At 41.6% G+C, this 21,295-nt stretch carries 18 protein-coding genes and 2 pseudogenes; 4 read left to right on the top strand and 16 right to left on the bottom strand.

The window, feature by feature from the left end; translation table 11 throughout:
* Positions 1–29 precede the first annotated feature (29 nt).
* The 9 genes and pseudogenes from ACGF63_RS19255 to ACGF63_RS19295 form a co-directional block, all read right to left on the bottom strand.
* A pseudogene (locus ACGF63_RS19255) lies at positions 30–224 on the bottom strand (mannonate dehydratase); the annotation flags it as partial.
* A gap of 95 nt (positions 225–319) precedes the next feature.
* A complete protein-coding gene (locus ACGF63_RS19260) occupies positions 320–1,075 on the bottom strand; it encodes a pentapeptide repeat-containing protein (protein WP_387632711.1) in 756 nt (251 codons plus the stop codon).
* 441 nt (positions 1,076–1,516) lie between these two features.
* On the bottom strand, positions 1,517–2,308 hold the full coding sequence (gene attM / locus ACGF63_RS19265; RefSeq protein WP_387632713.1) for an N-acyl homoserine lactonase AttM: 792 nt from the start codon (positions 2,306–2,308) through the stop codon (positions 1,517–1,519).
* 155 nt (positions 2,309–2,463) lie between these two features.
* Entirely contained in the window at positions 2,464–3,906 is a 1,443-nt protein-coding gene (gene phoA, locus ACGF63_RS19270; RefSeq protein WP_036843921.1) for an alkaline phosphatase, read from the bottom strand.
* A 103-nt stretch (positions 3,907–4,009) separates the two neighbouring features.
* Positions 4,010–5,548, bottom strand: a complete 1,539-nt coding sequence (locus tag ACGF63_RS19275) for an alpha/beta hydrolase-fold protein (RefSeq protein WP_241826100.1) — start codon at positions 5,546–5,548, stop codon at positions 4,010–4,012.
* 421 nt (positions 5,549–5,969) lie between these two features.
* On the bottom strand, positions 5,970–7,463 hold the full coding sequence (locus ACGF63_RS19280) for a 4-hydroxyphenylacetate 3-hydroxylase family protein (protein WP_387632715.1): 1,494 nt from the start codon (positions 7,461–7,463) through the stop codon (positions 5,970–5,972).
* A complete protein-coding gene (locus ACGF63_RS19285; protein WP_152963496.1) occupies positions 7,464–8,867 on the bottom strand; it encodes a tryptophanase in 1,404 nt (467 codons plus the stop codon).
* A gap of 296 nt (positions 8,868–9,163) precedes the next feature.
* On the bottom strand, positions 9,164–9,760 hold the full coding sequence (locus ACGF63_RS19290) for a DUF3156 family protein (protein ID WP_387632717.1): 597 nt from the start codon (positions 9,758–9,760) through the stop codon (positions 9,164–9,166).
* Positions 9,735–11,228 carry an APC family permease gene (locus ACGF63_RS19295; RefSeq protein WP_387632731.1) on the bottom strand — a complete coding sequence of 498 codons (1,494 nt, stop codon included), beginning with the start codon at positions 11,226–11,228 and terminating at the stop codon, positions 9,735–9,737. The genes ACGF63_RS19290 and ACGF63_RS19295 overlap by 26 nt, the downstream gene beginning before the upstream one ends.
* A 446-nt stretch (positions 11,229–11,674) precedes the next feature.
* On the opposite strand from ACGF63_RS19295, the gene ACGF63_RS19300 reads away from it, so the two are divergent.
* Both ACGF63_RS19300 and ACGF63_RS19305 read left to right on the top strand, forming a co-directional pair.
* Positions 11,675–12,346 (top strand): response regulator transcription factor, encoded by a 672-nt coding sequence (locus tag ACGF63_RS19300; protein WP_387632719.1) that lies wholly within the window; start codon positions 11,675–11,677, stop codon positions 12,344–12,346.
* A gap of 39 nt (positions 12,347–12,385) precedes the next feature.
* Positions 12,386–12,649 (top strand): annotated as a pseudogene (locus tag ACGF63_RS19305) (response regulator transcription factor); the annotation flags it as partial.
* On the opposite strand, the gene ACGF63_RS19310 reads toward ACGF63_RS19305, so the two are convergent.
* The 5 genes from ACGF63_RS19310 to ACGF63_RS19330 all read right to left on the bottom strand — a co-directional run bounded on the left by ACGF63_RS19310 (position 12,642) and on the right by ACGF63_RS19330 (position 17,586).
* A complete protein-coding gene (locus ACGF63_RS19310) occupies positions 12,642–13,286 on the bottom strand; it encodes a hypothetical protein (RefSeq protein WP_387632720.1) in 645 nt (214 codons plus the stop codon). The pseudogene ACGF63_RS19305 and the gene ACGF63_RS19310 overlap by 8 nt on opposite strands.
* Positions 13,287–13,451: 165 nt before the next feature.
* Positions 13,452–14,945, bottom strand: coding sequence for an aldehyde dehydrogenase family protein (locus tag ACGF63_RS19315; RefSeq protein WP_387632722.1), 1,494 nt, complete (start codon positions 14,943–14,945; stop codon positions 13,452–13,454).
* A 33-nt stretch (positions 14,946–14,978) separates the two neighbouring features.
* Positions 14,979–15,347, bottom strand: coding sequence for a cupin domain-containing protein (locus tag ACGF63_RS19320; RefSeq protein ID WP_387632723.1), 369 nt, complete (start codon positions 15,345–15,347; stop codon positions 14,979–14,981).
* A gap of 73 nt (positions 15,348–15,420) precedes the next feature.
* Positions 15,421–16,722: an NAD(P)/FAD-dependent oxidoreductase gene (locus tag ACGF63_RS19325; protein ID WP_387632725.1), complete on the bottom strand. Its 1,302-nt coding sequence runs from the start codon at positions 16,720–16,722 to the stop codon at positions 15,421–15,423.
* 108 nt (positions 16,723–16,830) lie between these two features.
* Entirely contained in the window at positions 16,831–17,586 is a 756-nt protein-coding gene (locus tag ACGF63_RS19330) for a response regulator transcription factor (protein WP_132355744.1), read from the bottom strand.
* A gap of 265 nt (positions 17,587–17,851) precedes the next feature.
* On the opposite strand from ACGF63_RS19330, the gene ACGF63_RS19335 reads away from it, so the two are divergent.
* Positions 17,852–18,802 carry a nucleoside hydrolase gene (locus ACGF63_RS19335; RefSeq protein ID WP_036843940.1) on the top strand — a complete coding sequence of 317 codons (951 nt, stop codon included), beginning with the start codon at positions 17,852–17,854 and terminating at the stop codon, positions 18,800–18,802.
* 234 nt (positions 18,803–19,036) lie between these two features.
* Here ACGF63_RS19335 and ACGF63_RS19340 read toward each other — a convergent pair whose 3' ends face one another.
* The gene (locus ACGF63_RS19340; RefSeq protein WP_387632727.1) at positions 19,037–19,207 is read right to left on the bottom strand and encodes a hypothetical protein; all 171 of its coding nucleotides are present in this window, start codon (positions 19,205–19,207) and stop codon (positions 19,037–19,039) included.
* 28 nt (positions 19,208–19,235) lie between these two features.
* On the opposite strand from ACGF63_RS19340, the gene ACGF63_RS19345 reads away from it, so the two are divergent.
* Positions 19,236–20,432, top strand: a complete 1,197-nt coding sequence (locus ACGF63_RS19345) for an aspartyl protease family protein (protein WP_387632728.1) — start codon at positions 19,236–19,238, stop codon at positions 20,430–20,432.
* A gap of 58 nt (positions 20,433–20,490) precedes the next feature.
* Here the strand turns inward: ACGF63_RS19345 and ACGF63_RS19350 are convergent, their stop codons facing one another.
* The gene (locus ACGF63_RS19350; protein ID WP_387632729.1) at positions 20,491–21,087 is read right to left on the bottom strand and encodes a hypothetical protein; all 597 of its coding nucleotides are present in this window, start codon (positions 21,085–21,087) and stop codon (positions 20,491–20,493) included.
* Between the last annotated feature and the right edge of the window lie 208 nt (positions 21,088–21,295).

The following is a 21,295-nucleotide window of genomic DNA, read 5'->3' on the forward strand; positions in this document are numbered from 1 at the left end:
TTAATAAATCAACTAAAATAACAGTCTCCTTTAATCTCTTCATGAATAGGCACACTTTCAACAACTGACCAGATAAGCCCCTTATTTTCGATGAGAGTTTTACGGGCCAAGATTTCGTTAGGAATATGGTGTAATGCGGCAACAATGCCGGTTGCACCAGCCTGACGAATATCATCTAAAGAAACAGGATCATTTAGGCCGAACCAACGCCAAGTTTGTTCCATTGTTATCTACCTTTGCATAAATTCAGAATGAAAAACAGTCACCAAAATAACTGGATATAAAAACTTACTTATTAGTCGAATCTGCCTGGTATTTTTTAATTATTTGGATGAATGATAAACCCCATCTCTTCCATCAAAGAAATCATTTGCCATTCAAATATTTCTACGCCAGAGAAATCTAATGCTCTCACATCTATATTTGCAATCTCCGCATTTCGCAGATCAGCTTTAAATATTGATAGCCCATCATACTGTGAAGGAGAAAAAATAGTATTGGTTAAGTTCGCGCCTTCAAGATTTTCTCTTGTCAATACGACTGAAACTAACTTGCTTTCTGACAAATCGCATTTTTCAAGATAGACTCCCTCAAAGTCTGAATACTGAAAATTTGATTTTATTAATGTTGCTGCACTAAATATCACTTTTCGACTGACTGCTTTCGTAAAGTCAGCCAGTTCGAAATGACATCCTTGTGCTTGACACCTATCAATTGTTATATCGAATAACTCGGCGCGATAAAAGTTACTTGTTGAAATATCACAGAAAATAAATGTTGAACCACGTAAGTCTGCACTATGGAAATTACAACCTTGTTGGTTCTCTTTATTATAAAATAATGTATTTTCAAACTTACCATTTGAAATATTTGCTTCACTAAAGTCACAGTTAAACACTTGACAGTTTTTCAAACGCAAGCCATTTAAATTTGCACCTAAGAATTTCGAATCAATGATAACACAATCTTTAAATACCAGATCTGGTTGATCCTCATGACTCCAATCCAAATTATTAAATTTTCTACCTTCAATAACACCGATTTCTTCTGAAATATCCAACTTATATTCGAACATATTAAAATTTCTCAAACTCTATAAGGATAAATAATACAACTATTTTAATTTATTTACATGATTGATTTAACAATAGAAATAACTGATGATTTTATATAATATTTTTTTGACACTTATTATCTGGACATTATAATTCATTTTTATTGAACAATATCAGCCTTATGCCAAAAATGTAAACCTTGTTGGGCTAATTTTGTGATCGTTATTGGAACAAAATATTATAAATCATCATCACTTATCTCTTCACTTTACATTAAAATCAAAAATTATCCTCTTCAAAAAATTAATAATTACACAAAGAATTAGTTAAATGAATTAAGTAAATTGCTGCGAGGAATAGGACTCAGACCAATATTAAGTGGACATTTAAGCCATCTAATTACCGAGTGAGTCACTGCCGAATGCACACAGTGAGCCCGCTTTCAAGCGGGCTGTATCGGGTTAATCGTAATACTCCGGTGCTTTACAAAATGTTGGCCAGGCATCCGGATCATGTCCCGTTACCACAATCGCATTCGTACGTTCAGATAAATACCGTAGCTTTTGCACCGAACGTACGGTTTCAATAGTAGAGGTGAGGAACCCAGGCAATGCACGTTCTTCCCAATGATCGAGAGTATAAGCAGCATCAACCGTTAACAACAGGCTGCCACTGTTCGACAGAGTGACCAGCAGTGATTGGTGCCCCGGCGAATGCCCCGGAGTAAATACCGTTTTTAAAATACCGTCTCCGTAGATATCAAACAAATCATTGCGTTCCCCATCCAGAAATTCCCACTTCAATCCCGGACGATCAAAATCCTTACGAATGTAACCACCAACAGCAAACCAGTCCGGCGTGTAGGCGTATTCATATTCAAGTCGTTGTACGATGTGCGTCGCATTAGGGAAACGTCCTATTGCACCAGTGTGATCAAGATGAAGATGGGATTGCACCACATAGCGGATATCTGCGGGATCGATACCCAACTTTTTCACTTGCGCTACACAGCCTTCATCTTCACGCATTACCGGCCGGTAGACTTTTGTGATAGCCCCCCAATAGCCTTCAGGGTCAGTTGCAATTTCAACCGCATTACCGCCGTCAATCAGCGTATGACCTTTAGGATGAATGAGCAAAAAAAACGGAACCGGAATTTCATAATCGGCACCATTCCCCTGATTCATCTTAATATTGTGAACCTTACATTTGATGGATCCGGTTTGCAGCATATACAGGCGAATGTCTGACATAATGATGTTAACCTTTTTATCGGATTTGTAGGGTATTTGGGGTTATGAGACTTGTACACAGATCTGCCCGCTAATCAGAAAATCTGACTAACGGGCGGGATTTTAAAAAAACCTTACTTTCAACTTTTACCACTCAACACATCATTTGGCAAAAATTACTTCAACTCCATTGCATCACGTATGGTGAAATGCAGGTCTGTCTGGTCAGTCAAACCAACAACATTGGCTGCTTGAGGTCCATAAGCAGCAACACGAAGCTGAGTCCCCGTATGTTCCTGATCTTTACCCTCAGAGTTACTGTAGCTAACCGCCATTATTGAACCATCTTTGGTAATTAATGCCTGAGTTAATCCCGGAGATTTCACATCAGCTTCTATAATTTGGCTAGAGTGGGCATGATCGGCTGTAACAATAACCAATGTATCACCATGTTCACGGGCATATTTCAGACCAACTTGAACCGCTTGATCCAATACGACGGTTTCACCAATCTGCCCACAAGGGTTAGCTTTGTGATCCTGCTTATCGATAGAAGCGCTCTCCACTTGCAGGAAGAAACCATTCTCATTTTCTTGCAATAGATCGATGGCTTTCTCCGTCATCTGTGCCAACGTTGGCGCATCAGGATTCCGTTTGGAGTTAACTTTACAACTCACTGGCGGGTTATCAATATTACCGTGATAAACCGCCTTAGGCCCTTCCCAGGCAATATCCATATTTTTTTCATGGAACAGGCCCAACAGCGGTTTTTTCTGGTTTGCTTCAGTAATTGAATTCAAGGACTTAACATCTCTTACCAACTGATAGCCCTGTTCTTGCGCCTGCTCTTCCAGCGTTTTACCCTTTCCAGCGCCGGCAACCGATTTCTGGACGAAAATCCTGGCACCGCCACCCAATGTTACATCAGCACGAGCCATTAATAATTGCTCTGTGATCGAACCACGCCCGCCATTTTCCAGTGCATTAGTCGGACATTTTTCTGTCGTCTCTTTTGGACCATAACACTTACGACCGGTCACATGTGCATAAAGTGCCGCTGGCGTCGCATCCTGAATTGCCGCCGTTGTTACATTACCTGTCGCTTTACCATTCATTTTTGCCAGCTCAAGCAAAGTTTGATGATCTTTACCAAATACATCAACACCCAGCGCGCCATTATAGGTTTTTATACCGGAAGCCCAAGCGGTGGCAGAAGCGGCTGAGTCAGTCACATAGTTGGGTTTCCGGGTCTTTTTATCAAGAGAATAGTGAGTATATTGACCGGTGAATGGCAAGGCATCAATTCCTTTGAAAAATCCACCGGCACCTTCCGCATAGTTACGGGCGAGAGTAATTTCAGAATCTCCCATACCATCACCAATAAACAAAATAACATTCTTGGCTTTATTGTTATTAATTGCTGCTTTTAATGCCTCAGTTTGATTGTGACTCATACGGCGAGCACCACCAAATTCCATAATATTACCTTTTACTGCCCGACCTTCCGCCATAATTTGATTCGCCCCCTGCTCACCCTCCGCCAACACGGGCAAACTGACACCTGAAATTAAGGCTGATATCATCGCTGCAACCAAACTTTTCGTATACTTTTGAGACATAAGATTTCCTTATTAGAAAGCAATCGAAGTAAAAATCATCTTTATCTGATAAAGGGATACTAAATAAACTATGTGACAATTATGTGAAGAAAATAGATCCAATTTACCATTTTGTTACCAACGACTGTGTTCCGTGATAAAGCGTCTCACACCATGAGACATAATTGTGACCACTGGAGACTTCACTGGATTCAACCGGATAACCCTTCTGCAATAACGTTTTTTTCATGCGACGGTTATTATGCAGAATACCTTCCAATTCACCCCGGTTGACTTCAAACAAGCCCGCCTGTAAATAGAAACGAAGCGGTTTTTTCTCTGCTTTGGCAAACTCACGGATCAGCCATTCAGGCTCTTCTCCCTGAGGTGCCCACCAATATGAACCCGACATACTAAGGACATTACCGAACAACTCAGGGTGGTTAAATGCAACCCATGAAGATGCCAGTCCGCCATAGCTGGAGCCTGAAATAATGGTACGTTCCGCCGGAGCTTCAATCCCCTGAGCAGCCAACCACGGCATCAGCTCGCTAGCCATAAATTCAGCAAAATCAGGGTTGGGTGGCAACTCCTGACCCCGGCGTGCGTTATCCAGGCTATCGATAAACACCACATACATTGGTGGAATTTTTCCTTCTTCAATCAGGGAATCAAAAAATCTATCGATATGATACTGCTTACGGTAAATCTTCCCGTCAAACAGCACCAACATGGCAGGCTGTTTCATCGGGATAACCGGTTGATATATCGCAATTTCCCGACTATTGCCCAGAATTCTACTTTGAAGCAGATGAACCTTAACATCACCATGAAAAGGTAATTGCTTGAATTGCTCTACATCGCACAACGTTGGCCTTAGTGCCAGCAATGAATCATGATTGAACGCATCTTCTGACACCGCCGGCACCACATTTCTATTCAACGGATCAGCCTGAGCAGTCACCAGAATCGCGCTACGTTGCTCGTCAGCAGTGCCTTCCAGCTGCGGCAAATCCGGTGCCAATTTATATTGCATCAAGGTATCTGACGGAACGATATAGCTGCGAAACCAGACATCACTCCCTGCCAGATGTGACATAGGATCATGATCGTTACTTGGTGCGCCAAGAATAAAAACATTCGCTTTTGCCCCACGCCACAAGAAAGTTACCCGTTTGTCTTTACCATCATAATCTTCAATCAGTGGTGTACCATGACGGGCCATTTCTCGCCAGAAAGCATGGGTTCCTTTCCCTTTTACTATTTCAGCCTGGAGTTGTTTCAGGCGCGGGCTTTCTGGTTGCTGTCCGTAATCATTATCCCAGGGAATATAATGTGGAAATGACAATGTGAGTTGCCACGGGGCACCAGCCTTCCCCCTGGCTGCCAACCGGTATTTTCCTGCCTGAGGAACGGTAAATCCAATTGACTGCCGGGCATCCGCAGGATTATCGGAAAAAAGCGTACGAATATGTTGTTGATTCCCCTTCTGAACCACCAATTTCTCTATACCCAGTCCCGATCCGCGCACATAATGTTCAGCCTGAATTTTAAATTCAATACAAGCCATTCCCTGAGAATCGAAACTCCCTGTTATTTCTTGTTGATCTTGCTGGAATTTTATTTGGTGACACGGAGATGCAAATACATTGAAAGAAGCCATAAGAGCACATATCATTATCTTTATTTTCATTCTTTTCTCTTTTATTGATTTTCAGTTAAAAATATTCAACCATTTTTCCGCGACAAATCATGCATCAAATTGTTATTTAACAATAATAACAATTACTATTATCAATAGAATAAATTGTGTGCTAATTTTTCCATACAGAGATAAATGTGCAAAAACATTCCAGAGAAATCATTCCCTAACAGGATAAAATAATTTATGGTCGAAAATAGAAATGACTCAATGCGTTGATATAATTTTGCGGATCCCTGTACATTAAAATATTAAGTGATTCATTTACGAAAAAGAGACGGAATATACTCTATTCCGCCTCTGAAAATGTCACAAAGATAAAGTTGTTTAACTACTCACTAAATTAAACTTAATCAAACAGTATGATTATCAACTGCAAAATTTAATTAACCGAAATGGAATCCAAAATCTCTTTGCTCATACTCTTCGCTAAATTCCAGTCATATCGTCCATAAAGACGAGACAGAGCAACAAAATGGGCTCCCGAATAGAACATTTCGTATTGAATATGACGTGAGACAAATTCAGAACCAACAGCATCCCAGACTAATTTCAGCAATTTTACTCGTTCAATGGGTTCCAGTAAGGTTGAATATTGTGTTTTTTCTATTAAACAACGGATCTCTGGGTTTGCGAAGTCAACATAACTTGACGGTAACATAATCACGCCACCTCCCGAGAGTTTTCTGATGATTTCTATCACCTTGGGATAAATTGACTGAGCAACGACCTGACAAGCATATAATTGTAATTGATTGGGAATATAGTACCCATTATGTCGGTCTGGGTTGTGAAACAAACCACGGAAAAGCCCTTCAATGTTAGTAGCGTAGCAAGCAAGCTCTGCTAACGACTCGCGAACGGCAGGAACCTCATTAACTCCTGTGGCTTCAGTCAGCGCATGAGCTAAACCAGCCAAAAAATGCAACTTAACAGCGTATCGAGCCAGACTTTGACCATCCCCTAAAACTTCGGCGGCAGTTGATTCGAATTGACGACGACACATATCAATATTTTTATAAACAAAAACTCTTTCCCACGGAACGAGAACATCGTCGAAATAAATAACTGCATCGTTTTCATCAAATTGATGCGCTAAAGGGGAATCAAATTTATTGCTCCCTATTTCATAGGATTTTCTGGAAAGAATTTTTATTCCTTTCGTATTCAAAGGCAATGCAAAAGACAAAGCATATTTATCATCAGCTGATTCTTTAAGTGGATTGAACACACTAACAAAAACTTCTTCTGCAAGCACCGCAGCTGTCCCTAACATCTTCGTCCCGCGAACAATGATTCCCTGGGGTTTTTCTTCCAGCACACCGAGAGAGTGAAATAAATTTTTTGTATGCTCACTAGGTGTTTTGGATCGATCACCTTGAGGATTAACTAATGTGAAAGCCAAATAAAGATCTTTGTCACGGGCATATAAGTAGTAGTTTTTTAACGCCTCTGCCCTGTCTCTGGAATATTCCTCAAATACTTCCAGGTGAGTTATCATTCCGGTAATAACAGAAGCAACATGATCCGGGCTCCTGCCTAACCAGCCACCACTCCGGGTTGCCAAGGCATACGCAGCATTGCCTCTGGCAATCAATTTCTCCCGGGTATCCGGAAGTTCCCAATATAAACCCACATTCTTACCGCCAGGTGTTTCGAATCTCATCTGATCGGCATGTTCTGCCTGGTAATCATAAAGTGAAGCTGCGGTCCTGATTACATTCCGAAAAGCAGGATGATCGACATGATTAGTCACTTTTTCTCCATTAAGAAAAACAGTTCTTCCATCACGCAGACTTTCAATATATTGCTCACCTGTTCTGGACATTCTTATTTCCTCCGAAACTTGATCAACTTTAAATAAATCAGTGGCCAATTACTTTCTGGGTATTTCTTTGAATCGGGCAGTGAAATGTCTGAGGATTTTTGGCTCATATTTAAAATCAAGAGGCTTTAATTGATCGGCCTTTTTAACTACGTCAATAAGAGACTCCGCAACATAGTCCATATGATTATTGGTATATGTACGCCGGGGAATAGTCAGGCGCATCAATTCAAACAGAGAAGGCTCTTGCTCATCTGTAGCAGGATTTCGCCCCATCATTAAAGAACCAATTTCAACGGCCCTGACACCACTTTCAAGATAAAGCGCATTACAAAGAACTTGTGCAGGAAAATTAACGGGTGAAATATCGGGGAGAATTTGTTTAGCATCGACGAAAACAGCATGACCCCCAACAGGATTTTGAATTGGAACACCTGCTTTTTGTAACTTCTCACCCAGATATGCCACTTGAGAGATTCGGCTGTGAAGGTAATTCTCATTTAATGCTTCCTGTAAACCTATAGCCATCGCTTCCATATCCCGACCAGCCAACCCGCCATAAGTTACAAACCCTTCCATTAGGACACACCTTAATTGGACACTCCGAAATAAACTCTCATCATTACGGAAACAACATAAGCCACCAGTATTGACCATGCCGTCTTTCTTGGCAGACATAGTAAACATGTCTGCTTCATTGAACATATCTCTGACAATCTCTCTTATACTTTTATCGTGATAATGAGGATCTCTCTGTTTTATAAAATAAGCATTTTCGGCAAAACGCGCTGCATCTATGACAATCGGAATACCTGCTTGTCTGGCTAAAGCTGATGCTGAACGTATATTATCCATAGAGACAGGTTGCCCACCGACACTATTACACGTAATCGTAATAATAATAGCAGCAATTTCCTGACCAGATTTGCTAATTTCATCAGCCAATTGTTCCAAATCAAAATTACCTTTCCAATCATCTGGTATATTAGTATTAAGGGCTGTATTACAGATGCAGTTTTTTGCTTGCCCTCCAGCAATTTCAACATGAGCTTTTGTCGTATCAAAATGGTGGTTAGAAATAAAAATAGGCTGGCTAACGCCTTTCTGTTTCGCCAATTCAACCAGACAGGGAAAAAGAATCTGTTCCGCACCACGTCCTTGGTGTACGGGAATGGTATATTCATAATTAAATATATCTTTAACGACGTTATCCAAATGATAAAAACTTCGGCTACCGGCATATGATTCATCACCCTGGAATATTCCAGACCATTGCCGGTCGCTCATTGCTCCTGTACCACTGTCAGTCAAAAGATCAATAAAAACATCGTCCGACCTCAAAAGAAAAGGATTTAATCCCGCCTCTGCAAGCACATTTTGACGATATGGCTTTGTCGTCATTTTAATAGGTTCAATAACTTTTATACGATAAGGCTCCGGAATTATCACTGCCATTTAAATTTTCCTATTTGTATTATTTTTTGTTTTTTACTTGATATATATAAGTTTAGATGGAATCACAGTGATTCGATAAAAGATTTCAATAAATTTTCTAGGGTATTTGTGATATCTATCTTAGTTTATAAATAAGAATACGATTTATTGTGAATATACCTTTTTCGCCATGAGGATTAATATAAACTCACTGGATTATTCATATACCCGTATGGGTTAAATCCTAATTCGTGGTTTAAAATAAAACTCAAGTCGATGTTTTTCCTAATCTTCACAACGCAGAAAAATTGCCTAAATTAAAGCTTTCCCATTAGCTGACTAAACATCAGCAATGTACTGAGCAACAGATGACGTTGTTCCGTCGTCAGGCGTAAATAACGGCGACTGGCTGGCAATCGGCTGACAATCTCAGAAGCAGCAAAATGCTCCACCTCAAACTGCCATTGCCCCTGATGAATATTCAATGTCAGATACCGAAAATCCAATTCCGCCAACGTTTCACCAATTAACGGATACTGATTAAGTAAATCAATAACCTGCTGTCCAGATTCTGCCCCCTGACAACAATAATAAGTCACCAACTTCCGCCGAAATATCCCTTTAACGTTGGCTTTAATAACTATTTTTTCCTTAAGTGAAGTTATTCCGTGCAAACGAAAACAACAACTTACAATGTAGGCCAGAAACAACGCCTTCGGCTTTTCATAAACTTCAACCGGCAATCCATCAGGCAAAATGATTTGCATACTTTTTGCTGATAAACGCTCACAACAATAAGGTGACAGGTTCTGTTTCAGCCGGCTCAGGGTCACACCGGCCTGATAGCCGGCAGGATAGCGGGGCTTATTCAGCCGCCGCCACACACGATCAAACAAGGGAACGAAGCGGCTCAAGTTTCACCCCCGGCAATTCACCTTTAGCAAAAGTATGCGAAAGCACCTGCTCAACGGGTACAGGTTTAAACGGATTCACCCGTTGTACACATAACGTCCAGAACAGAGCATAGCTGGCCGTCAGACCCAATATGATGGCGAATGGAATATATACTTCACTTGGATTCATTCCCGACGGAGTGATATGAATAATCGCCAGGATAATCCCCACACTGGAGATAATCTGAGGTAACGGGAAAAACGGTGATTTATAGGCACGATGCAAATCAGGCCTGCGGATACGCAATAATATCACCGAACATGTCACCAGCAGATAAGCCACACACCAGGCACATACGGCAGCCAGCACCAACGGCATAATCCGGCTCAAATCACCCTGAATAATAAAGGCATGTAAACAAGGGATCATCACTGCAACCAGAATCCCAAATATTGGCGTCTTAAAACGTGGATGCAGGTAAGCGAAAATACGCGGCAATGCGCCATCCAATGCCATACCGTAGAGAATACGCGGCACCGCCGCCATCAGGGTATTAATCGTTGCCGCTCCCGCCAGTAATAACCCGATACCAATCCAATACTTACCAAAATCACCCATCACCTGACCGGCAAAAGCAGGGATCGCCATTGGCGTTTCCAATAAACGAATATTATTTTCCGCATCCACCAGCACATTTTCCACCTGATGACTGATTGACGCCCCATATATACACATACAAAAAGCTACGCCACACAAGCCAGTCATCATTGCCCGCGGAATCACTCTTGCAGAGTTTTTAATTTCAGGCGCCATCGGCGTCACCAGCTCACAGCCGACAAACATAAACATCGCCATACCCACCAGACTCAGTACCGCCAATGGATCGCTCAGATTCAGCTCTTCACCAAACCAACTCTCCAGCGGAACAGCAAACGGTATCAATAACCCACAAATACTGAAAATAACCAACGTGCTCCACATGCAGAATGTCAGCACAATTTCGACTTTACTGAACGCTTCAATACCCAGCGCATTCAGTAATCCAAATGTAATAACCAGCCCAACCCCCACCATCCACGAAGCGTTATGGCTTTCTATCATCGTATTGAGATTTTCAAAATTAACTAACGCCATAACGCCGGACAAGATCGTTTCTGCCGTACCCGCAAAAATATGGACAATTAAGTAAGCTGAAAGCGCACCGGTAATCGCCCAGAATCGTCCCATCCCACAAGAGATATAATCATAGACAGAGCCGGATGTAGGCAAAATAGCTGCCGCTTCAGCAAACGTCGTCACCTGAGCCTGCATCATGATAAAACTGATCAGCATTGCCAGGGCGAAAGTATCACCACCAATGCCAAAACCACTTGTCACGGTCAGAATAACCGGGCTTGCCATGATAACGCCGACAGAACTTGCCAGTGTGGTAGGAAACCCCACCACTCCCTTTTCAATGTGCGAAGTAAGCCGCGTTGACATATTCATCATGTTCCCTTTTATTCCGGTCGTAAAAATAACGCTCACAACGGTTCATATGTGAATTTTTTGTAAACTTTATCGAGGATAAATACACTATAGAAAGTGATCAGGAATACCGACCATCGTCCTAAAGAACGATACCCAAAGGGAGATGAGTCACTGAATGAGCATGACGAAAAATACAAACAAATAGAGGAAAATAAAAATAACCAGTTAAATATCAATCAATAAGAAACAAACCCGTTTATTAATACATAAAGAAATTATTTCAGATATGTACCAACAGAGTGTGATGAGTGAGTTATCATCACCTTAGGAAATTTCGTTTATTGCAACCCACATCACGTTATTAATATGTTTGTTTTGTGTTAATTCTGCATTTTTATTAGCATTTGATTAATCGTCGATGATTGATTTATCCAGTTAGGTACTACTCTAAAGAGAGAACTTTCTTGTCTACCGTACTCCCTGCCAGCCGTGAAAATGCCTTAATCAATAGCTGCCTGAATACCATTGCCCATCTGGTTCCTATCTCAGCAGCAGCATTCTATCTGGTGAACAATGAGTTACACCCGGAGAATTACATTCTGTACGGTATTTCAGACGAAATACATAAAAATTATCTGGCGAATTTCCAGCAATTAGATCCTCTGAGACCTGCCAATTATCAGCAAAATGAGATAAATATGGTTGGCATGGATCAACAGACACTTAAGAAGAATAATAAGTATTACCATGAATTTATGCTGCCGAATAACATACAAGACATTGCGGAAATATTTATCCGCCAGCATAACCGGATTATTGCCGGCGTTTCTCTATTACGGGATACACCATTTACCCCACAAGACTTTAACCGCCTCAGTACTATCTTGCCATTAATTGAATTAGCCGCCAGAGATTTACTACCTGAAACACCGGCTATCCTGACGGCTAAAGAGCAGGAAATTATTAATCTGGTAAGAGAAGGTTCAAGTAACAAACGTATTGCACAAGTACTTGATATTTCACTATCTACGGTAAAAACCCACCTACGTAATATCTTTGCCAAAACTAAAGTCACCAACCGCACTGAACTGGTTTCCAGTGGGTTTATTACCCGGCTGAACCTGAATATCGATTAAACTAAGAGGATATCCTAACCTTTTATCCCAAAAAACTTTAACCGTCTCTGTACTATCTTGCCATTAATTGAATTAGCCGCCAGAGATTTACTGCCTGAAACACTGGCTATTCTGACGGCTAAAGAGCAGGAAATTATTAATTTGGTAAGAGAAGGTTCAAGTAACAAACGTATTGCACAAGTACTTGATATTTCCCTGTCTACGGTAAAAACCCACCTGCGTAATATCTTTGCCAAAACTAAAGTCACCAACCGCACTGAGCTGGTTCCCAGTAGGTTTATTACCTTCTCTATTTTCAATTAACAGGACTCACATACTCTATACTCTGCCAAACCTCTGGGAATCTATCAAATTGACTAACCCAGCAAGATAAATCAGGAACTAACCAATTAAGTAGTTTATAACATTCGGTATGATATTCATCTATTGGTGGAGTCACCCACAAAACTGGCTCGTGGTGAAATATTCTATTTCTTAACCTTCTTATTTTATTTAGTGACGAAGAGATAGCTTTTCTTTTACGAAGCGTTTTTGGACAATAGGGAAAAGCTAATCGTAATGATTTCCACAATAATACTTCATATTTTATATTAAATAATGCTGTCCAAAAACCAAAGGTTAGTTCTGCTATTATTTTATTGACATCATCAGATCTAATTCTGCTCTTTACGTTAATGATTTCAGTATAAAGATCTTTAAAAATTAGATCTCCTTTCCAACTTTCATACCAATCCCAGCGTTGATAAAACTTCTGTAAACTATAATTCAAACTATTTCTTAAACTTATTTCTATAACAGAGAATACTGGGACGAAAGATTCAGATAATTTTATATTTGAAATATAGTACTGAATTGCTTGATGTTTATCACCTTGCGATTCTTGCAGATAACGAGCCAACCTTGCTGTAGAGAAATATAACTGTAGCTTTTCCCACTCCATGATTCATCCGACCTTTTCCTTATTGAGTTGTAGTAGTGGGTAGTATATAATCAATCCGCTGCCCTGAGAAGCCCTCTCCTGGATAAAATGCCAGTGATGACCTTAGGTTCGACAATGGCCCCTTTCAATTAAGGGGCCTTCCTCATTCTGATTTGAACACCAAATCTAATAACGAACCATAACTGATTTCAATTCAGTATAGTGCTCAATAAAAGCACTGCCGAATTCACGGCCAATACCTGAAGATTTCGTACCGCCGAACGGTAATGCCGGATCAAGGAATGTATGCATATTGACCCAAACAGTCCCAGCTTCAATACGCGGGATCATACGCATAGCTTTACTCAGGTCATTGGTCCACAAACTCGCCGCTAAACCAAATGGCGTGCTGTTCATCAACCCAATCAGCTCTTCCTCGTCGTCATAGCTAAGGAAAGTCCCTACAGGGCCAAATGTTTCTTCCTTCATCAACGAATCTTCTGGGCTGTTAGCACGAATAACGGTTGGCGCCACAAAGCAACCAGGCCCTTCTAGAGCATAACCGCCATAAACAATTTCACTGCCTTCCTGACGGGCTTTGTCAAACAGGGACAGTATCTTGTTATAGTGCTCTTTGTTCGCCAGCGGCCCCATTTCCGTTGATTCATCCAGCGGGGAACCGATGTTCATTGCAGCAAGTCTTTCAGACAACAATTTCAGCACTTCATCCATGCGGCCGGCAGGAATATAGAAACGTTCAGCCGCAGCACAAATTTGCCCTTGATTGAGATAACCCGCTTCCAGAACACCATCAACAATCTTTTCAACAGACATATCTGCCAAAAATGCTGCGCCGTTTTTACCACCAAGCTCCAACGTAACGCGAGTCAATCCCTGCTCCATCGCTGATTTACCCACAGCAATACCGGTTGGCACAGAGCCGGTAAAAGTCACTTTGGCACATAATGGATGACTTATCAGCGCAGGACCTAATACCGAACCTGAACCATTAACCACATTGATGACACCATCAGGAATACCCGCTTCTTTTGCCAATTCAGCCACCCTGAGCATTGTCAGCGGTGTGTATTCGCTTGGCTTCAACACAATGGTACAACCACAGGTCAGTGCAGCCGCCATTTTCCAGATGGCAACGATGATGGAGAAATTCCACGGAATGATCCCTGCCACAACACCAATCGGCTCACGACGGGTAAACGCCGTGTATTGTTCACCTTTAAAAGAGGGCAAAGAAACATTCAGCGTTTCACCGCTGATCTTACTTGACCATCCGGCAAAATAACGCAGGAACTGAACAGAAGAATCAATTTCCAGCATGCGGGACAATTGGATAGTTTTACCAGAGCAAACACTTTCCAATTGCGCCAGTTCTTCCCGATGCGCCAGTAATAAATCTGCCAGACGATTCAAGCAGTTACCACGCTCCATAGGTGAAGTTTGCGCCCACACACCGTGAAATGCAGCATGTGCCGCTTGCATAGCCGCATTGACTTCCGCTTCACCGCCTTGATTCACTGTCGCAATCACTTCATCAGTCGCTGGGTTCACCACGGAAAATGTTTCATTCCCCTGACCACCGACTAACTGACCATGAATATAATGACCATGATTGCGTTGCAGAAAGGCCGTAACCTGCTGTAACAGGGTTATATCACTCATTACTTAACTTACCTCTGATCAAACGGGTGCTTTTTAACCTTTAATACAAGAAAAATAATGCTTCACAAAACGGTCTGCGGTCACTTCCCACAGCACTTCAGTTCCTTTCGCAGCAAACCAAGAATCCCCCGGATGATATTCAACTGTCTCACCGGTTTTCACATCGGTCAGTTTTACCGAGCCTTCCGAGACGGTTGCATGTTCATCAAACGGATACACCATACTGAATTTGCCATGGGTACAGGCGAAAATACCGCAAGTCAGATTATCAGCCGGTTCACCAAATATCATTGCAATACTTGCCTGCGGATCACCTTCCACCACGGTAGCACCCAGATTGCTTACGCTACCAATGTCCAACAGTTCAGGCAGTGATTTGTTCAGTAAAAATGATTTAATCATGATGTTCTCGCTTTAAATAAAAGAATTTATAAATCGTTCAGTGAACGCTATTGATACCGAAAGTCTCAACAATTTAACGACGGCCTTTCCAGTATCCTGACGTTTGATGCCAAATCTTGCCCGCCGACACCATCAGATGCCGCAACGTATCTTTGCCAACAATGTTCGCATGAGGAATTGAGCTCATCAGGTCATAACGCTCAGATCCTTCACTTATCCCCTCAGCCAGGACCTTACAAACGATATGGCTTGGCGTTACCCCAAAGCCGGAATATCCCTGCACGTAGAACACATTATTATGCTGCGGCAAAGAGCCGATTTGCGGGAATAGGTTGGCGCTGCAACACAATGGTCCTCCCCATGCCAATTCAATTTTCACATCTTTCAGATAGGGGAAAACCTTCAGCATCAAATGGCGGTTCCAGGCTTTCAAATCCGATGGAATGTGTTCAATTAAAGGCGTTGTACTGCCGAACAACAGGCGGTTTTCGTTAGTCACCCGGTAGTAATCGATAACCGGACGAATATCACTGTATGCACCACGGATCGGGCTGATTTTCTTGATCAAATCATCCGATAATTCTTCCGTCATTAGCTGGAAGGCATAAGTGTTAATTGTCTTCTTGTAGATGTAAGGCTCAAGGCCATTGAGAAAACCGTTACAAGCCCACAGCATTTTATTGGCGCGAACAGATCCCATCGAGGTCCGAACCGTCACCCTGGAACCATATTCAACATTCAACACCTGACTGTTCTCAAAGATTTTGACGCCAAGTTCTGTCGCGGCTTTAGCTTCACCCAATAACAGGTTCAGAGAGTGAACATGCCCGCCACCCATATGCTTCAACGCACAGGTATAGACATCAGAACCCACAACCTTTTTCACATCAGAGCCGGTATACAGCTCAATCTCTTCATCAGGAGAAACCGCCTGAAACTCTTTCAGCCAGCCACGTAACGTTTTTTCCTGCCGCTGATTAAAGCCAAGATAGCCATAACCACGGCAAAGATCGGCGTCAATGTTATATTTCGCAATACGATCACGAATAATGCCCGCGCCGAGGTTGCTGATCTTAAAGATCGTCTCCAGCCCTTTTTCACCAACATGCCGCCTGATCACTTCCAGATCATGACCAATACCCGCCATAACCTGACCACCATTACGGCCAGTACCACCGTAGCCAAGATGACGCCCTTCCAAAATAGCAATATTGGTGATGCCTTTTTCCGCCAGTTCAAGCGCGGTATTGATACCGGAAAATCCACCGCCGATAATGACAACATCCACATCCAGATCTTCTTTTAATATCGGAAAACGAAGATCATATTTCTTGGTCGTTGCATAATAAGTTAATGAATCAACATTATTGTTCATGGGATACCCCAATTAGCATCTGACATAATCACCGGATTATCTGTAGTGCGGAGTCACATCACCATGTCCCTTTAGGGATATTTGCCACACTGTATTAACAATTGTGACTCAAGCGAAATAACGCACAGGAGACGTCAAAAACAGGCTAAACAGCTCTGCTTGTGATCTGATTTGCAGTTTTTGATAAATATTTTTCCGGTGGTTTTTCACTGTTCCAGTACTGATAAACAGTTTCTCAGCAATCTGTGGAGATCCTTTACCTTGCAATATCAATTCAACAATCTCACATTCTCTTGGTGTTAAAGCACAACGAATTTGGGTATCCAGACACATCATGTCAGCAGAAGAAGTTTGCCTCATCATTTCACCGTGTAATCGGGCGACACTGCGAATAATTTCCAGCGCTGTTCGCAGGTTTTTCTGATGCTGTTTTTGGATGAAAAATGGCTGATTCTCATTACCAAAAAACAGGCCAAGCTGCCTTTGAGGAGAGAGTTTCAGCAAAACACCCGCTTCATCCCGCCAGCCGGTTTTACGATAAAAATTCAGATAGTAATCAGTATGATAAAATCCTGTAGGAACGAGTTCCCGTAAGGTAAGCAGATCAGTCTCAGCCCCCTTTACCAAAGCCTGATAGAAAGGATCTTGCAGATAAGCACCCTGTTGATAAATCTGGTTTACCGCATCGCTATTTTTCTTCTCTGCTTTACTTAAACAACGTGGAGGAGCGCCTTGCTCGAAGGCATAAACAATGGCGTTATCAAAGGTAATAAATTGTTCCAACCAGTTAAGTAGATTAGGATAAAATTCACTGGTTGCCACAGATTCAATCACTGCTGACAATCTATCCACATGAATATCCATTCCAGCCCTCGCAATTATTAAGAAATTAACAATAAATCCGAAGTAGATATTGCCCGCCAATTCCATAGCGAAACTATATAAGAATCACACTCAAACGGGTTATACAACTCAATTGTTGTTTATATGCCAATAAAATCACAATTATGGAACATTTTATTAATTATTTATGAGAACCCTCACATAGACCTAAGACCTCATCACGGAATAGATTTTTTAACTGGATTATTCTCATTTTTTATATCACTTTCTCTGATAAGGAGTAAAAATGACCACCAAGAAAATTATTCTTGATTGCGATCCGGGACATGATGATGCCATTGCGATGTTACTGGCACAGGGTAATCCTGATATTGAGCTATTAGCCGTCACCACGGTTGCCGGTAATCAGACATTGGATAAAGTCACTCGCAACGCGCTGGCGATAGCGCATATTGGCGGTATTAACGGAGTGCCCTTTGCCGCAGGCTGTCATCGTCCATTGGTCCGTGATCTCGAAACTGCACCGGATATTCACGGCGAATCGGGTCTGGGAGGCGTGAAACTCCCGAAACATTCACGGACGCTTGATCCCCGTCACGCGACGGATCTGATCATTGATACCATCATGTCTCATCCCCCCAAAACAGTCACACTGGTTCCTGTCGGCAGTCTGACCAATATTGCTCTCGCTGTCCGTAAAGCACCACAGATCGTTGAACGGGTAAAAGAAGTTGTTTTAATGGGAGGTGGATATCACACGGCTAACAGAAGTGCAGTTGCAGAATTCAATATCAAAGTTGATCCGGAAGCAGCACATATTGTTTTCAATGAAAAATGGCCGCTGACGATGGTCGGACTGGATCTCACACATCAGGCACGAGCCACACAAGAAGTCACGGAAGCAATTTCACGTATCAATACCAAAGCTTCCCGGTTTGTCGTGGACATGCTGGAGTTCTACGGCAAAAGTTACGAGGAGAGACACGGCTTCAATTGTCCTCCAATACATGATCCTTGTGCTGTCGCCTATGTAATTGACCCTACGTTGATGACGACACAAAAAGTGCCGGTCAATATTGAACTGAACGGCACCTTAACCGTCGGTATGACCGTGGTGGATTTCCGTTTTCCACGACCAGAAGATTGCCACACCCAAGTTGCAGTCAAATTGGATCAACAGCGATTCTGGCAATTGATCATTGATGCGTTGAGCAACATTGGTGATACCTGCGATTAAGGTGGAAAATCACCTCAGGCATAAGAGTCGTAATTAAAGCCGTTAGTTAAACTAAACGGCTTTCAATACTATCTTAAGCAGTGGATATCGGCGTGCCAGGCACAAACACAATTTAAACCCACTGGCATTTTTCCCAGATCATCGGCCCAATACCACACTCAAACAATTCATCACCGCTGGAATCCACAACACAGCCGTCGTCACTAAACAATCACTGACTGAATTTCATGCCAATCAAGTATAATGATGTGATTGTTTACCTTTGGTTTTAACAAAGAAGCGGATAATAATATTCGAAACAAAGCTAACCGGTATTGGTAACACGCACTTATGCCACGTCAGACCACTACATTTCTTAGCTTCCAGTACACCATGTTGAGTTTCTATTGGTTCATATACGTTCATTCACACATCAGAAAAGGAATACAATATTATGAAAAAACAGGGAAAAATAACCTGCCAGGCACTTATCACCACGAGTTTACTGACACTCATTACCGGCTGTAGTCATATAGAAAAAATTCATATTTCCGAAGAAAATAAGCCGGTACTCTCTACTAAACTGAATATCCATCAACCTACCGCGCTCATAATTCCTGTCACGATCTCCGGTAAAAAATATCAATTCCTGCTGGATACCGGGGCCAGTTATACCTTCATCGATAATAAACTGGCTAAGACACTGACCCAAATCACACCAGAATCAAACATACCGGTGACATTCCACCATATGTTATCCGATGGATTAATTACAACCAGTGAAAAGCGATTACACAAAGATGATCTGACATTATGGCAACCCCTTGCTCTTACCATCGGTAATTATAGTGTGCCGGCTTCTGATCCCTGGATTGGCATTGATATGAATCTTTTCAATCAATCCATTGGTCAGAAGCTAGATGGTATCCTTGGGATTGATACTTTCCGCCAGTTAAACTGGGAAGTAAATAACTTAAACCATACTCTGACAGTATGGCACCATGCACCTTCAATCCTGAATTATCAGCAATGTGAACCTTATAGTGACAGTTACGGTAAATCTCCCGCTATCCAGGTTTCTAATGTCATTTTCAACATAGATACTGGAGCTGATTATAGCTATGCTTCTCAAGAGTTTATTGAATATCTGAAAAAAGAGCATAAAGATAAAATTTCTGAAGGAATCAATGTTAAATACGCCTCCGCCAGTGGGCTTGCTAGTGGGAAAGAGTACCTGATTGACGGCTTTTATTTACAACAATTGCCTGTTGGTCGTCTGAGAATCAGTGAAAACAAAAATGACCAATACTATCTTGGTATGAGTTTCCTCTCTCGTTTTGATGACTATCTATTTATCCCCAATAAAATGTTGCTCTGTTTTAACGCCAAAAACTTTACCCGTTATGATAATAAATTCCTTCGTACTATCGCAGTTCGCTATTTTAATAACAAAGTAGAAATCTTTTATAACGAACCAAAAGATATTAAGAAATTTGGCTTGGAAAATGGTGATATTGTGCTGGAAGTCAACGGCCAGAAAATCCTTCCTGAAAATATCACCTATGTTCGCAATCAGTTGTCAGAGACACCATCGGGTAAACTGACAATAAAAATTGAACGGAATGGCGCTCAACAAGTCATTAATATTTAATCACGCCATTTATAAAGGGAGAACCTGAATCTCCCTTTATAAATTATTCCTCAGTTGATTATTTATTCTGTTTATAAGCAAGGTACGTTTTAGGTAAATTTTTCTCTTTCAGCTCTCGCCATATTTCCAGCGCTTGTTTTTTCCCTTTCCCTGCATTTTCCGGATCAGCAATGAAATCGCTAATAAAATTATTCAAACGGGCGGAAGGGATCTGTGAAAGTCTCCCCTCTTGCCTTTTCAGAGAAGCCAAATGTTCAATCAAATCGCCATAGGTAATGTGGTTATTATTGGCAATTTGTGCCTTACGCCAGTGATTCAGCCAATACCATTGGCCAGATTTATCCTCTAATGGCCCATATTGGCTATTCACCTGCTCTAGCAAGAAATCTTTCGTTTGCCTGTCACTCACATAATTTATGACCAAACTTTTCAGGGTGAGTAAATCCCGACCAACCCGATCTCTTTTGTTGGGTATAGCAATCGGTAAATCACCAGAATGACCAAACAAGTGTGACCGAATATGCAGCTCAAGCTCATTTTTTTTCAAGTTATTGGGGGTAATTCCCAAAGATTTAGCAAATTGTCGCAGTTCAGCTACGTAAAAATAACCATTCTCAAACGCTTCTTGACTCATGCCTTTATGCAATTTACTCATAGTGACATTTCCTCAATCGCACTTACCAGTCATTGTTAACCTACTTTGCTCAATTTCATTGAGGGTTAGCACTGTCATTTATTCCAACAAAAAACAAATAAGAAAATTCCTAAAAAATAAGGGGAAAGGTACGGCTAGCTTTTTGGTTTTGTACTGAAATCAAACAGATCTGTCAACTCAATCTGCAAACCACTTGCAATGATATTGA

The sequence above is a fragment of the Photorhabdus sp. RM322S genome (assembly GCF_042879395.1).
GTDB lineage: Bacteria > Pseudomonadota > Gammaproteobacteria > Enterobacterales > Enterobacteriaceae > Photorhabdus > Photorhabdus khanii.